The organism is Acinetobacter terrestris (assembly GCF_004331155.1).
In the GTDB taxonomy this organism is placed as follows: domain Bacteria; phylum Pseudomonadota; class Gammaproteobacteria; order Pseudomonadales; family Moraxellaceae; genus Acinetobacter; species Acinetobacter terrestris.
This window is the reverse complement of sequence record NZ_SJNZ01000026.1, coordinates 21,230-46,736: the sequence shown is the minus strand read 5'-3', so window position 1 is coordinate 46,736 and position 25,507 is coordinate 21,230. Positions and strand designations below refer to the sequence as shown.

Here is a 25,507-nt window from a genome sequence, read left to right as displayed (position 1 = left end):
ACTCGACTTTTGGGTAGAGGCCAGGTCTTTGATTGCGGGAGCAAGTGAAGCAAGAGGAGTCATATTGAGTTTTACAAGGCTGTTATAGCGTTTGACAAGACGCTGATCCAGGCCAGAGATGTTAAATTGAAGAGCATGCTCTTCAATTTAACGCAAAGCTCGGAAATTGTGTAGATACCTATGCCTTTTAGGAGAGGGCTAGGGAGAGGTTATTTTTAAAGTAGATATTCCTCTCCTAAGCTCTCTTACGCTTTACTTGAAAGCAGTGCTTTCAAGTTTGCTCAGGGAGAGGAACTATCAATATTTTCCATAGAGCATTTCAACAGACAATAAAAAAGGACTCCATCGAGTCCTTTTTTATTGAGCAAATTTTAAAGCCCTGTCAAAAGCACAATCGCCACTTGATTCATGATGATTTCAGCAATATACAAGGTCAAGAATGCAATGATTGGAGATAAATCAATCATCCCCATATTTGGCAAAATACGACGGAATGGCGCCAATAACGGTTCTGCCAGCTCTTGAATCACTTCAATATAAGGTGAGCGAGACTGTGTAAACATCACCACCCAACTTAAAATAATCGTCGCAAAAATCAAGTAACGACAGAAACGAATCAAGTCCTGAATCATGGTGACAAAAGTCAAAATCACCAAATGCACAGGACTATTCGGCATGGCACCGGATAGATACATCACCCCAAAAATCTTGAGTAAATATAAAAGTACCACCAACGCCAAAGCCGCCAGGTTCACACGACCTTTTCCTACAGTGGGAAAAATACGACCAAAGACATCAACGATTTTCGTGGCTTTTACCGTAGACATGACCACCGGATTATAAGCATTCACCGCTGCCAACTGCATGAGAAAACGGAAGAACACGAGCAAAATCGCTACGTTAATGATAATGCCAAAAATTAGCGCAGAGTTTGCACCCATACTGGAACTTTCCTAAATAAAAACGAGTTATTTGCTACTTTCACTTAGCTCTTGAGCAAGTTCCTGACTGCGCTTTTGAGCTGCAGCCAAAGCGGCCTGAATATTTTGAGAGATTTGTGCACGGTCAAAGACTTCAAGTGCAGCCTGAGTTGTGCCATTTGGAGAGGTTACGTTTTTACGTAATTCTGCAGGTGAATTTGCACTGGTGATCGCCATTTGCGCAGCCCCTAAAGCCGTTTGTAAAGTTAACGCTGTCGCCACTTTCTCATCCAGACCCAAGTTTTTTCCTGCACGAATCATGCTTTCCATCATATAAAAGAAATATGCTGGACCAGAACCAGATACTGCAGTAACTGCATCAATCTGTGCTTCGGTATTCACCCAAATCGTTAAACCGGTTGCTGCCAGAACCTGGCTTGCAAGCTCACGATCTTTGCTATCCACTGCGTCAGTCGCATACAAACCATGTGCCCCTGTTTGTACCAAGGCAGGCGTGTTCGGCATGACACGAACAATTCGATCGGTGTCCAGCAGATTTGCGATGGTGGCAATTTCAGCCCCTGCCACAATCGACATCACCAGTTTGCCGTCAAATAAACCTTTAAGTGGTTTTAATACGCTCGCCAACACTTGTGGCTTCACCGCAAAAAGTACGATATCGGCATCACGAATGGCAGCAATATTATCATCGGTGACATGCACATCTTTTTCTTCTAATAAAAGACGTACTTTTTCAACCGGATCAGAAACTGTAATACGTGTCGGTGGCAAACCACGCGAAATGAGTCCGCCAATTAAGGCTTGAGCCATATTACCGCCACCAATAAAACAAATATTACAATTTAAAGCTGCACTCATGAATCAATACTCGACTTAGAATTTTTTAACGAAGAGATCAAATTTGGTCGCCAACCACCGACTTCACAATATTCAGATTGAGCTAACCAAAACCCTTTCGGTGTAAAAACACCAAGCATAACATTATCTATGCTTAATATTTGAATTGTATAACGCTGCCAAGGAAAAATTTGTGCTTCCTGGATGGCTTTTTTTAACGGCCAGGTTCCCACTCGTCCATGCAAATGAATTTTTTCTCCGCCTTGGCGCATGACCAGATTCAATTCTTTGCCTAACAACGAGGCTGACAATCCAATTTTTGCAGTTTCTGTAACATACTGTCCACAAAGCACTTTAATATTTTGGTTTAATTCCAAACAGATTACTTGCGCTGAAATATGAGCTTGGTTTTTTTCAGCCAGATATTCTGCTGAACTTAATCGATAAAGTTTTTGTTGATAACGCACATAATAATATTGATTCCAGTGCAAAGCGGCCTGTGCATCGGATTTGGAGGCAATCACTTCATGCAATACGCGTTCCACCATCTCAAAACTAGGACGATAGATCTCCTGCCCTTTCATCCACGCAGATAACAGTTGTCTTTGACGTGCGCTGGATAATTGGGATAATTTTTTTAAATCCAGTTCAGTTGCCGATCCACAAAGTGCCAAATCTTGTTGTAATACCTCTTGCAGAATTTCGTCAGCATCTTGCATTAAATAACTGGTGCGGCTAAGTGCCTGTTGCATTTTAGGATAGCGATTTTGCAATACTGACCATAATTCATGACGGCACCAGGCACGATCATAATGGCGATCTAAATTGGTGGGATCTTCAATATTTTGCACATTGAGTTGGACGGCCCATTGGCAAATCTGCTCACGCGAGATATCGAGCAACGGTCGCCAGATCGTGAATTGCGCGCGAACATCGACCTGCTTCATGGCAGCTAGACCCTGCACGCCGGCACCGGAGAGCAAACGCAACATTAAAGTTTCCGCCTGATCTTGCTGATGATGCGCCAGCACTAAAATTTCATTGGCTTTTAAATGTTTTGAATAGGCTTGATAACGTGCGCTACGTGCCTGTTGTTCCAGGTTGCCTGCTTGTACTTCGACCTTTTCAACAATACAAGGTACATTCAGCGCAGCACATTGATCAGACACAAACTGTCCCCAATCTGCACTACTTTCTTGCAATTGGTGATCGATGTAGATGGCACGGATTTTTTCAGGGTATAAATAAGACATCAGATGCAACAACAGCATGGAATCCATGCCGCCACTACATCCAATTAAAAAAGTGCTCTCGATAGGAAAGCACTGGATTTGTTTTAAGACGCCAGACCTAAATTGTCGCTGCCAAACTTCATTAAACGCTGGTAACGTGCTTCGCATCTTTCATTCGCATCCATCGATTGCAATTCTTCTAAAGCCTGTTGTAACACATCTTTAAGAGCTTGCATGACTTGTTCAGGCTGCAAATGCGCGCCTTCACCTTCATCCACTACATATTCCACGATACCCATTTTTTGTAGTTTTTCAGCAGTGAGTGCCAATGCTTCACTGGCTTGTTCAGCTTTTTCCGCAGTTTTCCACAAAATGGATGCACAACCTTCAGGAGAAATCACAGAATAAATACTGTGAGACAGCATCACCACACGGTCTGCCACACCAATACCCAGTGCACCACCTGAACCGCCTTCACCCAATACTGTTGCAATCACAGGCACTTTCAAGCTTGAAAGCTGTGCCAGACTGGTTGCAATGGCTTCTGCCTGACCGCGTTCTTCTGCACCCACACCCGGATATGCACCCATGGTATCAATAAAGGTAAATACTGGCAGATTAAATCGTTCTGCCATGTCCAGTAAACGCTGTGATTTGCGATAGCCTTCAGGATTACTCATCCCGAAGTTGTGTTGCAATTTTTCACGCGTGCTACGGCCACGGTGTTGTCCAACAATCATGACTGGCTGACCATTAAAACGTGCCAAGCCACCGATCATTGCACCATCATCACCAAACAACCGATCACCATGTAAAGCATCGAATTCAGTGAAAATTTCACCAACATAATCCAAAAATTGCGGACGTTCTGGATGACGTGCAATTTGAACCGTTGTCCATGCTTTAGATTGAGCAGCTTTATTTTTCATAGGTCGACCATTATCCCGAAACTAACAATAGCTTGTTAACCAATAACTTGTTAATAGACAAATTGTTCCGACTGAATATTCAATTCAATATCCCAATGCTTGAACTGCACCTGTTCATCGTGCAAGTCTGCTACAAGCAAAGGCCATTGTTTGGCATCGCCAGAAACGCTTAGTTGCCATTGTTGCTCATTGTCGACACTTAATTCAATGGCAGGAAGCATCTCATCGCTACGACTATGATTCAGCAAAACGGCAAGACGAAGCAATAGACTTAGGTAAACTAATTTGCTACCGCCCACCTTCATCACATCCACCCGGCTGTCACTGCGTAACTTACGACGATGATGTGCTACCAAGTGTGAAAGGTGGTTTTGATCAATTTGCGAGAAGCCGGCAATATCTGAATGCTGCAACAAATAGGCCCCATGACGGTGATAACCGGCATGACTAATCGCCAGGCCAATTTCATGCAAATAGGCCGCACGACGTAATAAATCACTGTCTTCACTATTTAAATTCAGTGTCTTAGCCACACCATCAAATAAATGCTGCGCAGTTTTCACCACACGTTCAGCCTGTTTGGGATCTGCGTTATAACGCCCCATCAACGCTTGCACACTTCGGTCGCGAATGTCTTCATGCTGGAAACGACCCAGCAAGTCATACATCACACCTTCACGTAATGCGCCATCGGAATACACCAACTTGTTCAATTCAAGTACATCGAACACAGCATATAAAATGGCAACCCCTGCTGGCAAAACTGCTCGGCGATCTTCTTTTAAACCATCAAAATCGACTTCAGAGATATGCTTAAATTTAAGTAATTTTTCTTTAAGTTTTTCTAGACCTTCGCGTGTCAAGTTCTCTTGCGCATCGCTCCAGCCCATATTTACGATAATTTGACGGCAGGCTTTAATGGTTCCGCTTGAACCGACAACTGTATCCCAACCCGCTGTTTTATAGGTATTGGCAATGCCTGAAAGTTCTTTACGTGCAGCAACGACCGCTTTATCAAAATTTTTCTGGTTAATTTCACCATCGCTAAAGTAAGCTTTGGTAAAGGCTACGCAGCCCATTTGTAAAGATTCGGTATGAATTGGCTCGAATTCTTCACCAATAATCAGTTCTGTAGAACCACCACCAATGTCAATCACCAGACGACGGCCACTATTGGCCATAGTATGCGAGACACCCAAATAAATCAGACGCGCTTCTTCACGACCGGCAATGATCTCAATCGGTTTGGGTAAAATTTCTGCGGCTTTTTGAATAAATTCATGACCATTCTTGGCTTGACGTAAAGCATTGGTGGCTACAATTCGCATCCGCTTTGCTTGCACTGAACTTAAGCGCCCGACAAAACGTGCCAAACAGGCCAGACCACGTTGCTGTGCAGCTTCAGTCAAATTTTTATTTTCATCCAGACCTGCAGCCAATTGTACTTTTTCTGACATTGAAGCAACTTTCTTTACTTCGCCATGGTCTACACGCGCAATAGCAAGATGAAAACTGTTCGACCCCATATCGATAGCAGCAAGTAACTCTTCATCAATCAAAAAATCTGACATTATTCAATGAACCTATAAGAATTATGCTTAGAGTAATTCACATACATGCAATTTAAAAGCCATTTATAAACACAAATGAAGCAGTTTTTATGTTTTTAATGATTGACAATTGCATGACACGATTATCAATATCGTGAGCATCAATTAGACAAACTCATTATAATGTCTGAAAATCTACATATCCCCCTACATAGTTAAACGAGGCTATGTAATACTTATAGATATAAAACTATCTTAAAATCTTATTTGGAGCATATCCATGTCTGGCAATATCGTAAACACAACTGATGCAAACTTCGAAGCTGACGTTTTACAATCTGACGTTCCTGTACTTGTCGATTTCTGGGCAGGCTGGTGTGCACCATGTAAAGCGATTGCACCTGTATTAGAAGTACTTTCTACAGAATTCGAAGGCAAAGTTAAAGTTGTTAAAGTTGACGTAACTGCTTGTGAAGCAACTGCCGTGAATTACAACATCCGCAACATTCCTGCACTATTGATGTTCAAAAATGGTGAAGTTGTTGCGCAGCAAGTAGGCGCAGCACCAAAATCTAAATTGACTGCATTTATTGAAGAAAACATCTGATTCAAAAACAGTTCAATTTAATCCAATACGCTATCTCCGGATAGCGTATTTTTTTCGTCTATAAATTGACAAAAGCTGTATTCTCTCTTATATTGCATGTTCAAGGAATAAAGGATTTTCAATCCGCAATTTTCTTACAAGACACAACACATAAGATCGCCGCTCGGCAACAGAAATTGTTTTTACACTTTTTTCTTCGAAACAATGAATCAGATCTCTGAATTGTTATTGTGCAAATACAATTACGTTACTTTTTTTGCGTGCAAGCGGCTGAATGTTGCTCCCTTTCCTCATCTCTATTCCAGAATTTTGATTCTATCAGACCCCCTATGAATTTAACTGAACTCAAGAAAAAACCGATTGGCGAACTCATCAAGATTGCCGAGTTTATGGGCCTAGAAGGAATGGCTCGTAACCGTAAGCAAGACATCATTTTTGCCATCTTAAAGCGCCATGCAATGAATGGCGAAGAAATTTTTGGTGATGGTGTTTTAGAAATTCTATCTGATGGTTTTGGCTTCCTCCGCTCTGCAGCAGGTTCATATCTTGCAGGTCCTGATGACATTTATGTCAGCCCATCTCAAATTCGTCGCTTTAACTTACGTACTGGCGATACGATTACAGGAACGATTCGCCCACCGAAAGAAGGCGAACGCTATTTTGCCTTATTAAAAGTGAATCAAATTAACTACGACACACCTGAAAACTCACGGAACAAAATCCTGTTCGAAAACTTAACTCCATTGTTCCCAACGGAACAATTGATTATGGAGTTAGGTAACGGTACCACTGAAGATTTGACCTCACGTGTGGTTGACTTGGTTGCACCAATTGGTAAAGGTCAGCGTTCAATTATTGTTGCACCGCCTAAAGCCGGTAAAACAATGTTGTTGCAAACCATCGCGCAGTCGATTGTACGTAACAACCCTGAATGTTTCCTTATTGTGCTTCTGATTGACGAACGTCCAGAAGAAGTTACCGAAATGGAACGTACAGTTCGTGGTGAAGTAGTTGCATCAACATTTGATGAAGCACCTGCTCGTCACGTTCAAGTTGCAGAAATGGTCATCGAAAAAGCAAAACGTTTGGTAGAACACAAGAAAGATGTGGTTATTCTGCTTGACTCGATCACTCGTTTAGCGCGTGCATATAACACGGTTATTCCTTCATCAGGCAAGGTACTTACGGGTGGTTTAGATGCACATGCGCTTGAACGTCCTAAACGCTTCTTTGGTGCAGCACGTAATATTGAAGAAGGTGGTTCATTGACCATCATTTCTACTGCCTTGATTGAAACTGGCAGTAAAATGGATGACGTGATCTACGAAGAATTCAAAGGTACAGGTAACCAGGAAATCACGCTTGATCGCCGCATTTCTGAAAAACGCGTGTTCCCTGCGATGAATATCAAGAAATCTGGCACACGTCGTGAAGAACGCCTCATGAGCGAAGACAACCTACGTAAAGTCTGGATTCTGCGTAAGCTGCTTCACCCTATGGATGAATTGGCGGCAATGGAATTCTTGCTCGATCGTATGAAAGAAACCAAAACCAATGATGATTTCTTCGATCAAATGAAACGTAAAGCAACTAGCTAATTCGATTCATTATTATTTTATATATAAAAGGCTATCTATAACGATAGCCTTTTTATTTGGTTGACTTTGTTTACATAAAACTACAATTGGTCATTTTTATTGTAAACTTTTATGCAAGTTTATGATTGTTAAAATATTCATACAAAAAATACTATAGTTTTTAGCAAGTTATTTAGTACTTATCCAATATAAACCCTCCACTTGATTGTTATTTTCTGTTAATAAATTGCTCATTTTTCATCATTTTTATCATTTTTCGTCTGCTGCCTAGTAGTAATTCAAAATGCGCAGTGATAGCATATTTGCAGACCAGTTAGACTGCCTTTGCATTGTTACTGCCTAACAAATATTAGGAAGAATAAAAGCACTCAACAGGCTAACATAGGTTTTTTTTAATCTCATATTTTAGAGAGTGATGCCATGTTATTCAAAAAAATCGCTATTGCTGCTGCAGTTGCTACTACTTTAGCTTTCGTTGGTTGTGCTAAAAAAACTGAAGACGCTGCTGCTGACGCTAACTCTGCTGCATCTGAAGCTGTAGTTGCTGCATCTGAAGCTGAAGCTGCTGCTTCTGCTGCTACTGTTGAAGCTGCTCCTGCTGCTGACGCTGCTGCTTCTCAAGCTGCTGACGCTGCTTCTGTAGCTGTTGACGCTGCTGCTGACGCTACTGCTGCTTCTGAAGCTGCACCTAAAGCTCAATAATCTTTACGATTATTAAGTAAAAAAAGAGAGCCTTTGGCTCTCTTTTTTTATGTCTAAAATAAAGTTCAATAAAATAAAAATTATCTCATCTTATTTTCACCTACGACATTAATTCTTACCATAGCCTACTTCACCTTCACTCAAGGGATATAGTCAAATCATTATAAAACTAATACAATGGTGCAATGAGTTATTCAGAACATTTTAGACGTAAAATTTTAGCTAAGCTTGAGGAAGGTTATTCTATTCGAGCGGTAGCTGCACAATTTGAAATTAATAAAAATACCATTGTTGAATGGAAGAAACGTATAGAGATTAAAAAAACTCGTGTACGTAAACCTTCTAAAATTAACGATGATGCTTTACGTGAAGATGTTGAAAAGTATCCTGATGCTTATCAATATGAACGTGCTGCACGTTTTAATTGTGGTGTTTCATCTATTGGTGCTGCATTAAAGCGCTTAAATATTACAGTTAAAAAAAGACGTTAAGCCATCCTAAAGCAGATACAAAGCTTAGGGATAAATTTATTCAGCAAGTGAATGAATTAGAAAAAACCCACCCGATTATTTATCTGGATGAAAGTGGTTTTAAGTCACATGATTACAGACCTCATGGCTACTCACGAAAAGGAGTACCCTGTTTAGGGCAATATAATTGGCAATTAAAGAATCAGACCAATGCCATTGGAGCAATCCATAAAGGGTATTTATTTTCAGTAGGTTTATTTGACTGCAAAATCAATTCAGATGTTTTTCATTTTTGGATTGAGCAATTCCTCATACCAGCATTACCTGAAAATAGTGTAGTGGTTATGGATAATGCAGCATTTCATAAAAGAGCAGATATTCTGGAGTTATTGGAACAACAAGGGCATAAAATTCTTTGGCTTCCTGCATACAGCCCTGATTTAAATCCTATAGAACAGATGTGGGCATGGGTTAAACGTAAGCGTAAAGAATGGTTGATCGACTCAGTCGATGAATTATTTCGAGTTTTTTTCGAATCCTGTATGGATAATAAAGTAGTTTGACTATATCTTTACTCAGCCAGGTAACCCTCAACAAAATGCCTATGTTGAACGATTTAATCGCACAGTTCGATACGAATGCCTAAACCAATATTTATTTAGAGAGCTTAGTGAGGTTCAAGACTGTACAACCTTATGGCAGTACTTTTATAATCATGAACGACCTCATATGTCAGTAAATGGTTGTCCACCTAATTTTAAACAATAACAAGGGCTTTGAATTTTCTACCCATTAGTTCAATTAAAAATGGGGGTATTACCCACTTTTCGTGTAATGAACATTCATTTTTATACTTTTTATTTACTGTATTATTTATCTCTATCATCATGACGAATATTTTACATGATGATGTTATAGACACAGTTCTCACTATATTTAATTGTTTTCTAATCATTAAAATTCTATCAATGTTATTGAAAAAACTGTTAAAAGAAGTAATGGGAATTTGTAATCCATAAATTCGATATAACTTGAATCTCGTATAAGGGTTTTTAATTAAACCCATAAATTTAAAGTATTTATGGAATGAAAAAATATTAACTTTTTTTGTCCATTCATATCAAATCAGAGTCTTTTTATGCTAAAAAATTTAAGAAAACTTGCCTAAAAAAGTCCCTTTATTTAACTTAATAAAGGTTAAAGGAAATGATATTTTTTTTGTATTCGTCAGTATGACGAATACAAAAAAGCGCCTGTTATGCGGTTTTTTCTATTGGACTTAACTATTGAGCAATAAATAAAGTGGTCAAATTTGGAGGGTGATTCGTGTTTTGTATATGGGAAAAAACCATCATTCCCGAAATCAAAAAGGCTAATATTGTTATTACAGAGCTATATAAACGCATTCATTACTTATCAAAATTACTAGATCAGCACGGTAACCTTATTTTGTTACAAATACAATAAAAGATAAATATTATTGAAATAACTAAAGTTTTTAATGAATCTTTATCTTTTATAAAATAAATAAATATATATATAAGAAAACTTGATTATTTATTTTTTTACTATATAGTTCACTCAACTAGAAAAAAAGTCTTGTTTCGGTAAATCTTCTTTAAGTATCGCAGTTTTAGTCATAATCCTTCGTTTTTTCAGATTTTAAGTTCCATTCTTTATTATTTTCAAAGTTATATTCAGTCAATAAAATGGCTAAAAATTATTAAAAATCAGTAGGATTTATTATGTCTAATTCAAATGTTGTTAAAGGTACTGTAAAGTGGTTCAACGAAACTAAAGGTTTCGGTTTTATCCAGCCAGAATCAGGTCCAGATGTTTTCGCTCACTTTAGCGAAATCGCCAGTTCAGGCTTCAAAACCTTAATGGAAGGTCAGCAAGTTGAATTCAGTGTTACTCAAGGTCAAAAAGGCCCGAATGCTGTGAATATTGTTGCTGTATAAGTAGTAATTAGTATTAAAAAAGCACCTAGAAGTGCTTTTTTATACGTCAAAATTTAATTTTAAATTTGTTTTCCGTGTTGGAAAAGTGTCAAGTAATCAGGATATTAATTGTTAAAAATAAATAATTTAATTGCTAAATCTAAAAGTGGTACCGAAATTATAGTGTCTTTAATTCCCTTAAATAAAATGCAAAATACACGTCAGGGTTTTAAAAAAATTGAAGTAGGGAAGCGGGTGCTGCTTCAGTCTGGGGTGGAGGTTGATTTAAATTTAGATGGTCGTTCATTTTATACTTCTTTACATCAGCTTTTTAAATTAAATCATAAAGTTAGTTGAATAAAATTAGATAGATATAAAACATTTAATTTAACATCCTAGCTTCATCATAATCATAATATTATTCAAGGTATATTCATGCTTAAACAAAGTATCAGTGTAAAAGATCAGTTTGGGATTAAACACGCTATTCAAGCGACAGTTGATCACCATTTTGCGAATACGCAATCTTATTCCAATGTTAAACATATTACAGTTGAGGGTGAAGATATTCGTCCGAGTTTTGAAATGTATTTTCAAAGTACCTTAAGTGGAAAAATTTTTAAAATTGTCTAGATAAGCCGAATTCTGTTTAAGCCACTGTCTCCTAATACTGATTATACGAAGCGCAGATCATAAAAATTTCTCAAGATTCTTATCCCTTCTACCCGTAAATCTTCACTACAGATAATACTCTTCTTGAATCAGGCACTTGCCGTGCACCAGCTATGTGCTGTACAGCACAGACGCGATCCCAGCATTCAAGAGGGGATTCATTAATTAAGCTTAAAATTCTTTTAAGCTTAAGATTTTTTAAGAAATTTAGCCATTTGGGTTATTCACCCAGGGAAATTATGTTAAATCAAAAAGTATGGCCGCTCGCAATACTGGCATTGAGCCAAAGTGTCTTAGCTGCCCAGCCACCTAGTGCTGGTAGCCAATTACAACAAATTCCATCTTCGCCTATTCCACAAAAACAACAACCAATAATTAGCCTTGTACCGAGTGACACGGCAGCAACGCCACAATATGACAATGTCAAAATTAATGTTAAAAGCCTTCAAATCACTGGAATGCAGGCTTACTCTGAAGCTGAGTTGCTAAAACTCACCCAGTTTAAACCCAATAGCGAACTCACCCTGTCAGATCTGCGCGCAATGGCAGCCAGCATTGCCAACTACTACCATAAAAATGGTTATTTTGTAGCGCAAGCCTATCTACCTGCTCAAGACATTGAAAATGGCGTAGTAACCCTGGCCGTGATCGAAGGTCAATATGGCAAAGTTATTGTGCGTAATCAGACCAACCTGTCCAATGGCTTAGTGGCGAGTCAGCTTAAGGGCATCAAGAGCGGTGATGTGATCACCCATGCACCACTTGAAAGTCGCTTGCTGCTGCTTTCTGACATTGCCGGGGTAAATGTCAGTTCAACATTAGCACCTGGTGCAACGGCAGGGACTTCGGATTTAATTGTTGATGTGAATCCTGCACCGCGTATCACTGGCAGTATTGATGCTGACAATGCAGGCAATCGTTATACCGGTGAAAATCGCATTGGCGCGACAATGAACGTGAACAATTTAGCTGGCCATGGTGACGTCGCTTCACTGCGTGTGCTCACCTCTGGCAAGGGCTTAAATTATGCCAGAGCAGCCTATCAAATGCAGTTTGCTAAAGCCACCGCTGGTGTGGCTTATAGCTGGCTAGACTACGAACTTGGCAAAGAGTTTAAAGTTTTAGACGCGCATGGTGATGCAAAAATTGCCAGCATATATGGCAGTTATCCGTTGATTCGCTCACGCAACAATAATTTGTATGCCGATATTCTGTATGAAAATAAAATACTACAGGACCGAATCGATGCAATATCCATGGTGACTGATAAAAAGGTCAATGCCCTCACTGCTGCATTACGTGGTGACCGTATGGATAATCTGGGCGGTGGTGGATTAAACAGCTATTCATTAGCTGCAACCGTTGGTGATCTGAATATCGAAACCCCTGATGCCTATGCATATGACGCCCGCACTGCACGTAGTGATGGTCATTATAGTAAATTGGCACTCAGCGCCAATCGTCTACAACGTGTGACGAATACTGTCTCCCTCTATGCTGGGTTTAATGGCCAGTTGGCATCAAAGAATCTTGATAACTCAGAAAAAATGGGATTGGGTGGCATGAATGCAGTGCGGGCTTATCCTGAAGGCGAAGCCTATGGTGATCAGGGCTATGTGCTAACAGTGGAAGTCAGAAAAGATTTACCCCAGTTTTCTGAGCAAATACCCGGTCAAATGCAATTGGTAGGCTTTATTGATACTGGCCGCATAAATATTGATGAAACCACTTGGACAACTGGCGATAACACCAGAACGCTGAGCGGGGCAGGTGTTGGAATAAACTGGATGGATTACAATAATTTTGCGATGAAACTTGCTTACGCGCACAAATTGGGCAGTGAAAAAGCAATATCTGCACCTGACAAAAGCGGTCGTTTCTGGGTTCAGCTGGTCAAATACTTCTAAGTTTTTGCTAACAAAAAAGCAAACGGCATTGAATTCATAAATTAAAGAATAAAGGAATGACAGCATGAATCGCATATATAGATCGATTTGTAACCTAAGGACTGGCACATTTATAGCCGTGTCCGAGAATGCTCGCAGCGCAGGCAAAAAGTCATCGTTATGTAATACGATGGGCAATAGCAGTATAGATTTTGCATTAAAAAGCTTAGCCGCATCACTCTTGGTGGTGTGCGGTACCACTCTAGCGTATGCGCAACCCGTAGGTGGTGTGGTATCGGCAGGAAACGCGAACATTAGCATTTTGCCGGGCAATATGACTATCCAGCAAAACTCACAAAATGTGGCGATCAACTGGCAAAGCTTCAACATCAATCGCGGTGAATCAGTTAACTTTGTACAACCCAATAGCAGCTCGATCGCATTAAACCGCGTTCTGGGTTCAGATGCATCCAATATTATGGGGAATTTGTCAGCGAACGGCAAAGTGTTCCTGATCAATCCAAATGGTGTTTTATTTGGCAAGACGGCATCCGTCAATGTGGGTGGACTTGTGGCGTCTACGCTTAATATCAGCGATGCTGATTTTATGGCAAATAACTATAAATTTTCTGGCACGGAAACTGGGACGGTGCTCAATCAGGGTAGCATTAATACTACCGATGGTGGCTATGTCGCATTATTAGGTGCCAATGTCAGTAACCAAGGCGTGATTGCAGCTCAACTTGGCACTGTTGCTCTGGCAGCAGGTAAAGCCATGACGCTGGATGTAGCGGGCGACAAGTTGCTGAATATCGTGGTCAACCAAGACGTGGTCAATGCGCTGGTTGAAAATGGTGGTGTTATTCAAGCCAATGGTGGTCAAGTGCTCATGACCACTCAAACTGCAGGAAGTCTACTTGCCAATGCAGTGAATAACACTGGCGTGATTCAAGCACAAACCATTCAAAATGTTAAAGGCACGATTAAACTGCTCGCAGGCATGCAAAATGGTAGTACGCTCGTTGCAGGAACAATGGATGCAAGTGCCCCAACAGGTGGTTCGGGTGGCTTCATCGAAACCTCAGCAGCAAAAGTGCGCATTAGCGATACTGCCAAGATTACGACCGTAGCACCTTTGGGTCAGACTGGAACCTGGTTAATTGACCCACAAGACTTCAATGTCGGTGGTGACTCAACAGATAATATTTCAGGGGCCACCCTGTCAGCTTTGTTAGTGACCAATAGTGTCATTATTAGTACCTTAACAGGACCTAATACTACTCAGGCTGGTACACCGCCACAGACAAATCTGAATACTGCAATAGTGGGTAATGGTGACATCAACATCAAAGAGGCAGTCAGTTGGTCAGCCAGTTCCAGTCCAACAACCCTGACCTTACGTGCTGAACGCGATGTCAACATTAACCAAGCCGTTACTGCAACCAATGGTAACTTTGAAGTGTGCTGTGGACGCGACATCAACGTCGACGCGCCTATTACCACAACCAGGGGCAGTATTTTACTGGCTGCTGGCCGTGATATAAACCTGAATGCCGCAACCACGACGACTGATGGCAACATTACCTTCTGTGCAGAAGAAGATATTCATATAAATGAAAAAATTACATTGACTCGAGGTACAACCATCCCAGGTCAAAGCCTTGGCCTTCCTTTGGGCTTAGTGCTTAGTGCGGGTTATGGGGCGAATAAACCGGGTATTGAGGGCGGCACAGTGATTTTTGCGCCACTTGCGCCACCGATCACCGTGACTGGTCCCAATGCACCCGTTACCATTAACTATAATCCAGTCTCTTATACAGCGCCCACCGATTACGCTAAGAACTTTGTATTAACCGACGCTAAACTGACACAACACATGTTGGTCTATGCAACCGGTGGTGATAAAACATTTGATGGTTCAAATAAAACCACGCTTTCGGGTCTTATCGGTAACCCTTCAGGCCTAAGCTTAGTTCCAGGTCCAAATAGCACAGCTACATTTAATGATGCTGCTATAGGAACAGATAAAACCATTACCTTTGATGGCTATAGCCTGAGTGGTTTAAATGCGGGTGATTTTGCCTTGGCTGCTGATTGTTGTACTGGTGTACGCACAACGACGGGAACGATCTCTGCAGTAGTCACTCCTCCGGTAAATCCACCTGTGGTCGTACCACCAGTTGTTGTTCCTCCGGTAAATCCACCTGTGGTCGTACCACCAGTTGTTGTTCCTCCAGTAACTCCGCCTGTGGTTGTACCACCAGTTGTTGTTCCTCCGGTAAATCCACCTGTGGTCGTACCGCCAGTTGTTATTGCGCCGGTCATTCAACCGACTCCACCAGGGAAATTGCCACCCGTCATCGTGGTACCTCCATTGCTTACAGTTTTACCACCAGCCGAATTGCCATCTGTAGACGTATCAGTACCTCCTGTGGCTGTTCCACCAAAAACCGTAGTCATCAAGCAACCACCGGTAACCTACGTGCCGCCCGTTTATTTACCTAAGCAGGATCGCAACTAAGGCTTTTTTAAGTTTAATTTTAGATCGGTCATGGACTGCATGAAATTAGATTGTAGCGAAACACCGAGCAAAGCCTGTCGATTTAGTCCGATCGACAGGAATTACTTTTGAGTAATAAGGCAATTCAATGAAAATTTTTGGACAAAAAACTGTAGGAGTGACTAAAAAATTGTTATCAGGGGCTAGATTTAGCAACGTAACAATGCAATCGGCAATTATTATGATGAGTCAGCGGCTTTGCCTTGCAATTATAATATCTGGCTTTATTACTGGTCATGCATCAGCTGCTAAGCGTAAGGAACTTGTAGAACCTATAAGTTCAGTCTTCGCCACGAATTATGATAAAACCCGGACCCATACAACGCCTGTTCGATCACCAGTGTCTAGTTTTAATACCAAACGCGCCAACTTTAAACAGGAAACGGCCACTCAAGCTTCTGTCTATTTAGCAGATTGGGTGCTTGATTCGGGTGACAACCAACAGATGCCTTTTGTGATTGTTGATAAAAAGGAAGCCAAGGTTTATGTGTTTGACGCACTCGGGCAATTAACTGGCGCAGCACCAGCCCTACTTGGCTTGGCAGTGGGCGACAATTCAATCCCCAATATTGGTACTATGCCCTTAGCGAGCATTAAACCAGAACAACGTACTACGCCTGCGGGTCGATTCGTCGCAGCCTTGGGTAAAAACATACATAATAAAGAAATTTTATGGGTAGATTATGATGCGGCAATCTCACTACATCGTGTTGTGACATCCTCGTCTAAAGAACGCCGCTTGCAACGCTTAGAATCCAAAAACCCTTTGGAACGTCGAATTTCGTACGGGTGTATTAACGTTCCCGTTAAGTTTTATGACCAGGTTATAAGTCCATCCTTCACTGGAACAAATGGAATCGTATATGTGTTACCAGATACGCGTTCAGTAAAGGAAGTGTTTGGATCATATAGTGTCGCAGATCCTGAATCTGAGCAGTAATAACTGAATTAATGACATGGAAAGTACCCTTCAAAAATGGCATTAGGTCAGGCATTTGGAATTAGTCGCCAGGCGGTATACCGTTATTTAAAAGCCGGTGAATAACTCAATTGAAATTAACAACTATATTTAGTTTAGCTTAGAAAAATCGTGAAACGTGATAAATCAATGAAAAAGCCCATTCGAGGGGAAAGGGGTTTTTTACAAAGAAATATGCTACTGATTTTAAAAGATAAAATAATAGATGTTATTCACCAATTAAAATGTCTATGCGATAAACCATTTAAAATGTCCTGTTTTTAACCACAAGAGTCAAGCACAGGATTTAACTTTTTTTGTTCAATAACAGCTTTCTGAGCTTTACGACTTGGCATACTTTTCTGGGCCCGGGAACGTTTATTCTGTTTCTCCAACTCTTCATGTTGTTGCTGGATATGCGCCAAAACTGTACCTAACCGTTTATTCTCAACAATCTCATTTTGCTGTAGCCCAGCCAATTTATTGAAGATGCTGTAGTTGAGCTTTCGTCCCTCATACATCAGGGCCACAGTGCCATCCGGATACTCCAGAAATGAAATGTATTGCCCAACTAATTTCTGGTTCAATTCAGTCGGTTCAAGCAGATAAATACATTTGTCATAGGTAATCGTCAGGTTCTTGGTGATCTTACGCGGTTCCTGCCAGGTAAAAATATCATCCAGTTCAAGATCAGATTCGGTTAATGGTCGATGTAAATTCTTGGAATTTCTCGCACATTTGGCAAATTTCTGATTGAACTGCTCAATAAAGCAGGGCAGCCATGCATTGGCTTGCACAATCGAACCGATGCCTTCCAGGCGCATCTCCTTGATCAGACGGTCCTGAAGGGTTCTGTTGGCACGTTCCACACGGCCTTTGGCCTGGGGTGAGTTGGCAAAGATAATATCAATGTTTAACTCATTCAGAATCCGCCCAAATTGCGTGATCTTGCTGTCTTGGCTGGATTTCTGATTCACTCGGAATACCGAGTGTTTATCGCTGTAAAAGGCCAAGGGCTTGCCGTATTGCTCAATGTAGGCTCGGGTTGAAAGCATATAGTCAAAGGTCGTTTCAGCCTCACAAAAGCGCAGATGCAACAGCTTGCCGGTAGCATCATCGATATACACCAATAAACAGCATTTGGCGGCTCGTCCTTCAAACCAGTCATGATATGAGCCATCAATCTGGATCAGTTCACCGAAGCAATCCCGGTTATAGCGTGGTTGGTATGGGCGTTTTAGACGTTTGGATCGAGGAATCCACAGGTCATTGGCCGTCATCCAGCGCCGAACCGTTTCTACCGGGATATTCAGGGCGAACATGCTGCTGAGCTTCTCATGCGCCAAGGTGGGTCCAAATCCAAGCAGATGTTCAGAAATAATGGAAAGACATTGCGATTTTAACAAGTCGTCATGGCGATGATGGCCCGGTTGACCACGACTGGCATGCGTCATGCCTGAAATACCATCTTGATTAAGCTTCTGCAATAATCGGGTAATTTGACGGGTGGAAAGATTCAGGATTTCAGCAGCACGGACTTGGGTAATACGATGATCTCGAACGTCTTGCAGAACTGCAAGACGTTGAATTTTTTTGTCAGACATAGTGATCAGCATCTATATTTTATATCCAGTCCATGGTGATAAAAATCATCATAAACCAGACATTTTTATTGGTGAGAATATAGACACTTTAAATGGGTTCTAACAGCAATTGTAATAATACTGAAATATCAATAAGTTAAGATAAAAGAAAAAGTTAAAAGATCAGCAGAATCCCGGCTTGGAAACAAGTCGTCTTTTTTTATGAGCTGTTTTGATAGTTCTTGCCAATAATTTTGACTAAAAATTACGCTAATCAGCTTGAGTGATACAAATTTGTGATACATTATTGTATATACAAATTTGAATGTTTTTTATGGAACAGTATTTCGAATGGGATGAGGTAAAGAATCGAAAGAATCAGAAAAAGCATGATGTATCTTTCGAAACTGCAAGCCTTGTTTTTGAAGATCCGCTGAGGATCTCAATACAGGACAGACATACCGATGGTGAAGAACGTTGGCAGACCATTGGAAAAGTAAAAGGCGTACTAATGCTCTTAGTAGCTCACACCATCTTTGATGAGGATGACTGTGAAATCATACGAATCATTAGTGCAAGACAGGTAACTAAGGCGGAGCGAGATAAATATGAGCATGGTTAGATACTCACGCAAAGAGCTGAATGAAAAATTCAACGACAAGCAAGATGCTGAAATTGAACGCTTGCTTGCTAAGGGGACTGTTCCTGATGATCAGCTAGATCTATCAGATATTCCTGAAATTACTGATTGGAGTAATGCTGTACGCCATAATCAATTTTATCGTCCAGTGAAGCAGCAGACATCTGTTCGTCTCGATGCTGATGTACTTGCATGGTTAAAAGCACAAGGGAAAGGCTATCAGACACGCATGAATAAAATTCTGCGTGAAGCAATGTTAAAAGATTTAGAAAATCATCAATAAAAATGGGAGATTCATGATCTGACCCCCGAAAGTTGGACGGATTGATTAAGCAGCTTTTAAGGACTGAGTTCTGTATTCGACAGGGCTTAGTCCTTTTAATTTAACCTTGATTCGGTCATGGTTGTAATAGTGAATATATTCTTTCACGGTTTGCTCCAGTTCTTCAACTGAATTAAATTTTTGTCCATGAAAGCATTCTGATTTAAGTATTCCAAAGAAACTTTCCATTAATTGGTGTAAAAATAAAGTTAGTAAATAAATTATATAAATCAAATATTTTGTTATTAAATATTAAATTTTTTTGATTTAATTTTATTTATTTTGGGACTATGTTAGTCTATTATTTCAACGCTAAAAATAACTTAACTGTGCAGAAAAAATGATGACACCATTGCTCATTGATGCATTAACAATATCTGAAGGCAGGTTTAAAAAACCATGCCCAGTTTTAGTTTTGAAAATGATGTTACTCAATGAGGAAACGAGCAGCTTTTCAGAAGAAATTAAAAATCAAGCATTACTACTGCTCGCGATATATCGTAAGTTACTGCTTGCTGTCGATATGGATTTATTTAAGGTAAAAACTCTAAAGAACAGTGTGAAAAGAAGACACTGGGGTAAAGTGGATAAAGCACAGGATAAGATGGTGGTTGCAGACCAACTTCGACTAAAGCATTTAGATCTAGAAGAAATGATTTTATTTTTAAATACACAGCATTTTTTAAAAAAGCTGCCGATTTCCTTTGTTCAAAAATTGGTAGATTGGGCACCACCGGTGGTTAGTGGTACTTTTTTAATCGAAAATGTTTTAGCAGGTTATATCGCCCAGAAGCTTTTGCCATTAGAAAAAATTAAAGTAAAAGAGCTTGGCAAGTCTGTGCAACCATATTTTCATTTAGCTGACTTTTTTGTATTTTTACCTCGACTGGAGGGACTTTATCAAAAACATCAGAAGCAAATTGTTCGTGTGGCACCAACGGCAGAAGTTGCTTTGGCTTTAACGGACTTGAAGAAGGCATGGGTCTATCGTATTCGGAGTAGTTCATGAATAGTTATTTGAAGCAGCTCCTAGAATGGATTAAGCAGAATGAAAATATAGAAGAAAAAGAACTGATCCAAGCATTATTTTTGTTGCGTGCACACTATAGCTTAGCTGGCATTGTTGTCATTTGTCAGCGAATCTTCACATTGATTGAGGATGATGAATTACCAGAATTTCGTAGTGAGCTTAATACTTTAAAGATCATTAGTACATTACAAGAATCTGATCAACATTCACATTTTTTCTCAGAAACAACAGATAAAAACAAACATCCACACACACCATTACGTCCATTTACTGGAGACAGTGGAATTTGTGACTTGCTATTGATTCAAGCAGGACTAAGTCGAAATAATGAGCATTTTGATAGTGTAATAATTTGGTTTTTAGAGCAAATCTTTTACTTTCAAAAAAAGGTATATACTTTAGATCTTTATAGTCATTATTTACATGGTGATGGCAGTACAAAGCTGAAAAATCTAAAAGGATCTCGTGTGTATAACGCCTTTTTAGCGATTAGGCAGTTAGGCGATCCAGGTAATGAGGATATTTTAGAACAAGTCAAAGAATTACTGATTCAAAATTCACCGGAACAACTGATTCAGTTGATGTCCGCTGGTTCTGAAGATAAACGATTAAATGAAGTTTTTTATGCATTAAAGCTATTTTTATCACAAATTTGGCAAAATAATCGACTAAAAAATAAGAAAAAACGTCGAGAGTTTTTACACCGTATAGGGTTAAAGCATAAAAAACTGATCTTGCAACGATACGGCTCATTAAGTATGGCCATCCAGCCTTTGGAGGATATGGATGAAATTCATCGTGGTCTGATTTCTGAAGTATTTGAGGATGATGAGATTGAAGAAGATGAAACACCATTGGAGCCATTGTTTACATTTTTTTTGGCAGAACAATCCGATTTAATTCGAGGGCTTTATGCATCTAAGTCTATTTTTCAGCATGTTGAAGCTACAAATGTTGGTTTAGTTTGGACCAAATGGCGATTGTCATTAAATTCGATTCAAGAAGTGTTGAGGCTCTGTCAACCATCTAAGGCTGATACCAGCTTAATTTTACGCGCAAAATTAGCTTTAATATTGAGCTTACTCACAGGACGTCCAGTGAGTGAATTAATAGCGCCGTGTTTTAGTCAAAATACTGATCAAAATAATATTGTTATTGAGTATGATCATATTTCATCTGCATACGTATTGAGTGTTTTAGCAGGCACACCGATACTCAAAGCAAAGCCAGAAGAGTCTAAATTTCATGTGCCATGGACCAAGAAATTACATTTGGTTTTACCAAGTGAGCTCAATGCTTTGGTGAATCAAGTCAAAAATCTTGGGATTAAGACCCGTCAACCGGCAGTTGAACGCGAAGTTAGAAGACTGATTAACAGTTTGCCTAAAGAGTTAGAAATCAGCCTCAAAAGCATTCGAGATATTCTTCCACGGTTGTTATATGAGCATAGCCAAGGTGATTTAGCTGTCGTTAAAGCAGTGACTAATGCATCAGGTCGAAATTATGATAACTTGATTCATTATGCCTCTTTTGAACAGAGGCAACTTGAGCAATTATGGGCTGATTGTTTAAGAACGATAAAAATTGATATTCCTGAATATATGCACTCTTCCAGTGAACGCGTGGGTAGTCCGATTGGAATAAAGATTGTTGAAATACAAAATGAAATTACACGAATAAAAAAGAGAATAAATCAGGCTTCTGAACAGGAAGATTGGCAGGTACTCTTTGATAACTTAACGTTGTATACAGCATTATGGATGAATCTTGCAACTGCAGGACGAGGAATTAAGCAACCCTTTCCAAAGTGGATAAGTCAGCAAGGCTGGGCATTGATTCAAGATAAACATCATCAAGATGAATCAACCGATCGTTATGTGCCATTGACGGCAGCCTTGATCAAACAGATTCAAGGTTTACGTGGTTTGATGGGAATGCTGGGGGAGCAAGTTGAAGCACGTGTTGATTTATCATTTTATGCTGTGCAACTTTGTGATCCTCATCAGATTGAAGGTTTAGTTAGAAATTGGGCACGGAAGTTGGTTCGCTCTGATCATAATCAGTTACCTGGACGGTTCAAGGACGCTGGACTTGGGCACTGGGTACGCGGTCGTTATCCATGGGATATGTTATCCGTATTTCCTGTATCAGCTTTTAAACAACAGTGGCTTGATGTACAAGAAAACCTGCAAAAACAGTTAGGTTTCGAATGTCTTGATGTTTTTGATTTTTTAAAAACCCAGAATATTCCAACATTTGTTTTAACCCAAGAGACTAAAACAGTACAAGCAGAGACGAAGCCGAGAATACAATATTCAGAAAATGATGTAAAAGAATGGCTGAAAAACTCAGAGTATGAGTCCTATTGTCAGTTGATTTTTGAGAAAAATCCTGAGCCACAAGTAGCTTTAGAGCTTGGACATGTATTAGCTCTCAATTTAGCTAAAAATACAAAGGTTGATTTGCCACAAGCGATCAAAACGTATTGTGCTTATATTCGCGATAAAACGAAAATTCCTTTATTCGTTCAACTTCCTCAAAAAGCTAATCGTACATGGCTGACATCTGAAAATAGTTTTAGTACATGGTGTTATATTGAACAAAACTTACTTGATCTTATTCAGAAGGATTTAGAACATTTACCTGAACATCAAAATTGTGATGTTGAAATAGGACGTTTGCTGGTTGTACTCTCCATGTATTCACAACTGTGCAGAGTGAGCCATTTACAAGCGATGTTGGAGTTTATTGCTTCTGATCAACATATAGTCGCTATGGGAAATAGTCGGCTCGTTGAGCTGACAGTGAATAATGATAGATCTGTGACGAAGATACGCCGTACAGTACTGTTAAGTCCTTATGTCTCGACTTTAATTTTAGTAGACCGACAGTATCTACAGCCCCGATTAAAAGAGATTTTAGCACAGCCAAGAAATCAACAAAGAACGGCTTGGCAAAAGTGTTTTAATACATATTTAAAACAAATAGGGCTTAAGTCAAATCTATCGTTAGCTCAATGGTTGAAAGCTTTACAGCAAAATGTGATGTTAAATAGCACTCCGTTGATTGCAGGTTATATATCAGGCCAAGTCCTGACTGAAGATCTTTCAATAAATGAATTATTACGCTTATCCGAATATGAAAAATTAACCACAGGTTTAGATAGCACTGAGCCAGAAAGTGAAATAGAAATAGGCGATGAGCAACTACATTTGTCTGATATTTTAGCGATGATTCAGCAACTAAAAGGTGAGTCTAGATCAAGCATTTGGCTTAAACAGCTTGCCAATAATAAAACGAATCACTACTCAGTCAATTTATTAACGTGCTTTGTGCAATGGTTGATTTTACGCTGTGATGCAGAAGAGTTAAGTCTACAGAATCGAAATATGATTCATCTACATTTGGCCATCGTCAGTGCAGGTATATTGGGGTTTTCAGAAGATTTAACAAAAGATAGCCAGATTGATGAAGATGTATTTCAAAAATGGATGGAGTTGACGCAAGAGCATTTTCCACACCGCAAGCATCTCGCTGCGTGGAATCGCTTTAGAGATTTTTTAATTCAGTTAAATGATGATCGTATAAAGTTGCACAATCGTACAGCGCATCAAGCAAGTGCTAAAGTTTTTTCAAAAAATGAAGTGAAGCAGATCGTTCAAATATTACAATCTGTCGAATCTGGAGTGAATGATGCTGCTTTACGTCTAGAGATTCAGCGTCATTTTCGTTTATCTGCAGCGATGGGTGTACGCCGTTCAGAGACACTTCATTTACGGCCCTTAGATATTGAAGAGGATATGCTCCGAATTCGTCCTTATGGTGAGCATCAGTTAAAAACACTTGGATCAGAACGTGTTGTTCCGATGAATTTATTAAGTCAGACGATTCAAAAGGGATTAGATGATATTTATAAGAATCAAAAAGATTCGATATTAATGTCTGATGAGAACAGTGAGCATAGGCCTTTTTTTAATCAAATATCCCAAATATTAAAGAAAGTCACCGGAGATGTTGATCTCAGCTTACATCATTTAAGACATACGTTTGCAAGTGCATATACTGTAAAGTGTTTGCAAACAGTGGTGGATTTTAAAGCGCTTACGATAGAATTGCCATGGCTACAAAATTGGATGCCATCGAATGAGCAATTTAATACGCTAGTCGGCAATGAAGGACAGGTTGGGCAAGGCATTAAGGCGATTAGTCGAGTGCTTGGACATTTGCATGAATCGACAACATTAAAGCATTATGTTCATATCTTATTTCTGGCTACTTATGCCTATAGCATGCAACAACAGCAACCCAATTTACATACTGCATTTTATAAGCGAATCATGAGTCGGAGTAATTTATTCAGGCATTTCCAAGCGATTCATCAACAGGATGGTCATCTAAAATATGAGTTGCGAGATACCATCGAAAAATATGTACTCAAAAAAAGACAAAGTCAGAGGTGGGTAATCTATGCTCAAAAAAGAGGGAATTCGACTGATAAATTAATTAAACACGAGTTGTTTCAACAGTTTGAAGATATTGAGCGGTATCTTATTTCAGGGCAGGGGCAGCCACGATCAGATATTGAGTTCTGGGAGAGGGCTTTAATTAAGATGGCAAACATTCCGTCAGGTAAACGTGGTTCAAATATAGGAAGACATCCATTATCCATACAAGGAAAGTTAGCACGTTTGCCTGAATTACTAAGTGCTGTAGATTTTAATTCTGCACAAGAGATTTTAGAGCGATTTGATTATTTAGAACAAAACCAATCAGAAACTTATAATTGGTTAATAAAAAAATGGTTGTATGAAAGTAATGTAACAAAAGTATTGATGCATTTTACGGCAGAGGATGAACCTATGCTTTCAATCCTTACTGAACATCAGTTTTTTCCGATAGTGATGAAACATAATAAATATGATTATTTTAGAATTATGTCTCAACAAGCGTCATTAAGCGCCGTGCGATGGGTACTTGCGTGGTTGAGTGTACGATATTTGGTGATTAGAGATCATATCAGAATCTAAGTAAATATGACTTACGCAGGCTT

At 39.6% G+C, this 25,507-nt stretch carries 21 protein-coding genes and 3 pseudogenes; 17 read left to right on the top strand and 7 right to left on the bottom strand.

All coding sequences use genetic code 11. The annotated features are described in order from the left end of the window. Positions 1 to 371: 371 nt before the first annotated feature. The 5 genes from E0H81_RS13235 to ppx are packed head-to-tail and all read right to left on the bottom strand — an operon-like array spanning position 372 to position 5,510. Positions 372 to 941 carry a YggT family protein gene (locus tag E0H81_RS13235; protein ID WP_131267055.1) on the bottom strand — a complete coding sequence of 190 codons (570 nt, stop codon included), beginning with the start codon at positions 939 to 941 and terminating at the stop codon, positions 372 to 374. A 27-nt stretch (positions 942 to 968) separates the two neighbouring features. Beyond that, positions 969 to 1,799, bottom strand: coding sequence for a pyrroline-5-carboxylate reductase (gene proC, locus E0H81_RS13230; protein WP_131267056.1), 831 nt, complete (start codon positions 1,797 to 1,799; stop codon positions 969 to 971). Beyond that, entirely contained in the window at positions 1,796 to 3,178 is a 1,383-nt protein-coding gene (tilS, locus tag E0H81_RS13225) for a tRNA lysidine(34) synthetase TilS (protein WP_131319526.1), read from the bottom strand. Before tilS ends, proC begins: the two co-directional genes overlap by 4 nt. After that, positions 3,115 to 3,939 carry an acetyl-CoA carboxylase carboxyltransferase subunit alpha gene (locus E0H81_RS13220; protein WP_131267058.1) on the bottom strand — a complete coding sequence of 275 codons (825 nt, stop codon included), beginning with the start codon at positions 3,937 to 3,939 and terminating at the stop codon, positions 3,115 to 3,117. Before E0H81_RS13220 ends, tilS begins: the two co-directional genes overlap by 64 nt. A 50-nt stretch (positions 3,940 to 3,989) precedes the next feature. Beyond that, positions 3,990 to 5,510, bottom strand: a complete 1,521-nt coding sequence (ppx, locus tag E0H81_RS13215; protein WP_131319524.1) for an exopolyphosphatase — start codon at positions 5,508 to 5,510, stop codon at positions 3,990 to 3,992. Between the two features lie 259 nt (positions 5,511 to 5,769). Between ppx and trxA the strand changes: the two genes are divergently transcribed. From trxA to E0H81_RS16010, 13 genes and pseudogenes are all read left to right on the top strand, one after another. Then, on the top strand, positions 5,770 to 6,096 hold the full coding sequence (gene trxA / locus E0H81_RS13210; RefSeq protein WP_086175779.1) for a thioredoxin: 327 nt from the start codon (positions 5,770 to 5,772) through the stop codon (positions 6,094 to 6,096). Between the two features lie 329 nt (positions 6,097 to 6,425). Then, positions 6,426 to 7,694, top strand: coding sequence for a transcription termination factor Rho (gene rho / locus E0H81_RS13205; protein WP_067721834.1), 1,269 nt, complete (start codon positions 6,426 to 6,428; stop codon positions 7,692 to 7,694). Positions 7,695 to 8,114: 420 nt separating this feature from the next. Next, positions 8,115 to 8,396, top strand: coding sequence for a hypothetical protein (locus tag E0H81_RS13200; RefSeq protein WP_131319522.1), 282 nt, complete (start codon positions 8,115 to 8,117; stop codon positions 8,394 to 8,396). Positions 8,397 to 8,581: 185 nt separating this feature from the next. Next, positions 8,582 to 8,887: an IS630 transposase-related protein gene (locus E0H81_RS13195; protein WP_000122230.1), complete on the top strand. Its 306-nt coding sequence runs from the start codon at positions 8,582 to 8,584 to the stop codon at positions 8,885 to 8,887. 47 nt (positions 8,888 to 8,934) lie between these two features. After that, a complete protein-coding gene (locus E0H81_RS13190) occupies positions 8,935 to 9,429 on the top strand; it encodes an IS630 family transposase (RefSeq protein WP_005265831.1) in 495 nt (164 codons plus the stop codon). Positions 9,430 to 9,436: 7 nt separating this feature from the next. Continuing rightward, positions 9,437 to 9,634 (top strand): annotated as a pseudogene (locus E0H81_RS13185) (integrase core domain-containing protein); the annotation flags it as partial. Positions 9,635 to 10,611: 977 nt separating this feature from the next. Then, entirely contained in the window at positions 10,612 to 10,827 is a 216-nt protein-coding gene (locus tag E0H81_RS13175; protein ID WP_067869987.1) for a cold-shock protein, read from the top strand. A gap of 108 nt (positions 10,828 to 10,935) precedes the next feature. Then, on the top strand, positions 10,936 to 11,163 hold the full coding sequence (locus E0H81_RS13170) for a hypothetical protein (RefSeq protein WP_131319518.1): 228 nt from the start codon (positions 10,936 to 10,938) through the stop codon (positions 11,161 to 11,163). 78 nt (positions 11,164 to 11,241) lie between these two features. Next, positions 11,242 to 11,439: a hypothetical protein gene (locus E0H81_RS13165; RefSeq protein WP_131319516.1), complete on the top strand. Its 198-nt coding sequence runs from the start codon at positions 11,242 to 11,244 to the stop codon at positions 11,437 to 11,439. A 278-nt stretch (positions 11,440 to 11,717) separates the two neighbouring features. After that, positions 11,718 to 13,385, top strand: coding sequence for a ShlB/FhaC/HecB family hemolysin secretion/activation protein (locus E0H81_RS13160; protein WP_131319514.1), 1,668 nt, complete (start codon positions 11,718 to 11,720; stop codon positions 13,383 to 13,385). A gap of 64 nt (positions 13,386 to 13,449) precedes the next feature. Then, positions 13,450 to 15,885, top strand: coding sequence for a two-partner secretion domain-containing protein (locus E0H81_RS13155; RefSeq protein WP_131319512.1), 2,436 nt, complete (start codon positions 13,450 to 13,452; stop codon positions 15,883 to 15,885). Positions 15,886 to 16,012: 127 nt separating this feature from the next. Then, complete coding sequence (locus E0H81_RS13150; RefSeq protein ID WP_131319510.1) at positions 16,013 to 16,864, top strand: hypothetical protein; 852 nt, start codon at positions 16,013 to 16,015, stop codon at positions 16,862 to 16,864. Between the two features lie 18 nt (positions 16,865 to 16,882). Next, positions 16,883 to 16,969 (top strand): annotated as a pseudogene (locus E0H81_RS16010) (recombinase family protein); the annotation flags it as partial. Positions 16,970 to 17,163: 194 nt separating this feature from the next. Here the strand turns inward: E0H81_RS16010 and E0H81_RS13140 are convergent. Continuing rightward, positions 17,164 to 18,498, bottom strand: coding sequence for an ISNCY family transposase (locus E0H81_RS13140; RefSeq protein WP_131319508.1), 1,335 nt, complete (start codon positions 18,496 to 18,498; stop codon positions 17,164 to 17,166). 301 nt (positions 18,499 to 18,799) lie between these two features. Between E0H81_RS13140 and E0H81_RS13135 the strand changes: the two genes are divergently transcribed. Both E0H81_RS13135 and E0H81_RS13130 read left to right on the top strand, forming a co-directional pair. Further along, positions 18,800 to 19,087, top strand: coding sequence for a BrnT family toxin (locus E0H81_RS13135; RefSeq protein WP_016659740.1), 288 nt, complete (start codon positions 18,800 to 18,802; stop codon positions 19,085 to 19,087). Next, positions 19,074 to 19,388, top strand: a complete 315-nt coding sequence (locus tag E0H81_RS13130) for a BrnA antitoxin family protein (RefSeq protein ID WP_131268936.1) — start codon at positions 19,074 to 19,076, stop codon at positions 19,386 to 19,388. Before E0H81_RS13135 ends, E0H81_RS13130 begins: the two co-directional genes overlap by 14 nt. 45 nt (positions 19,389 to 19,433) lie before the next feature. On the opposite strand, the pseudogene E0H81_RS13125 reads toward E0H81_RS13130, so the two are convergent. Continuing rightward, a pseudogene (locus E0H81_RS13125) lies at positions 19,434 to 19,616 on the bottom strand (IS3 family transposase); the annotation flags it as partial. Positions 19,617 to 19,767: 151 nt separating this feature from the next. On the opposite strand from E0H81_RS13125, the gene E0H81_RS13120 reads away from it, so the two are divergent. After that, positions 19,768 to 20,436 carry a hypothetical protein gene (locus tag E0H81_RS13120; protein WP_131319506.1) on the top strand — a complete coding sequence of 223 codons (669 nt, stop codon included), beginning with the start codon at positions 19,768 to 19,770 and terminating at the stop codon, positions 20,434 to 20,436. Next, a complete protein-coding gene (locus tag E0H81_RS13115) occupies positions 20,433 to 25,484 on the top strand; it encodes a tyrosine-type recombinase/integrase (RefSeq protein ID WP_131319504.1) in 5,052 nt (1,683 codons plus the stop codon). Before E0H81_RS13120 ends, E0H81_RS13115 begins: the two co-directional genes overlap by 4 nt. The last annotated feature ends 23 nt before the right edge of the window (positions 25,485 to 25,507 follow it).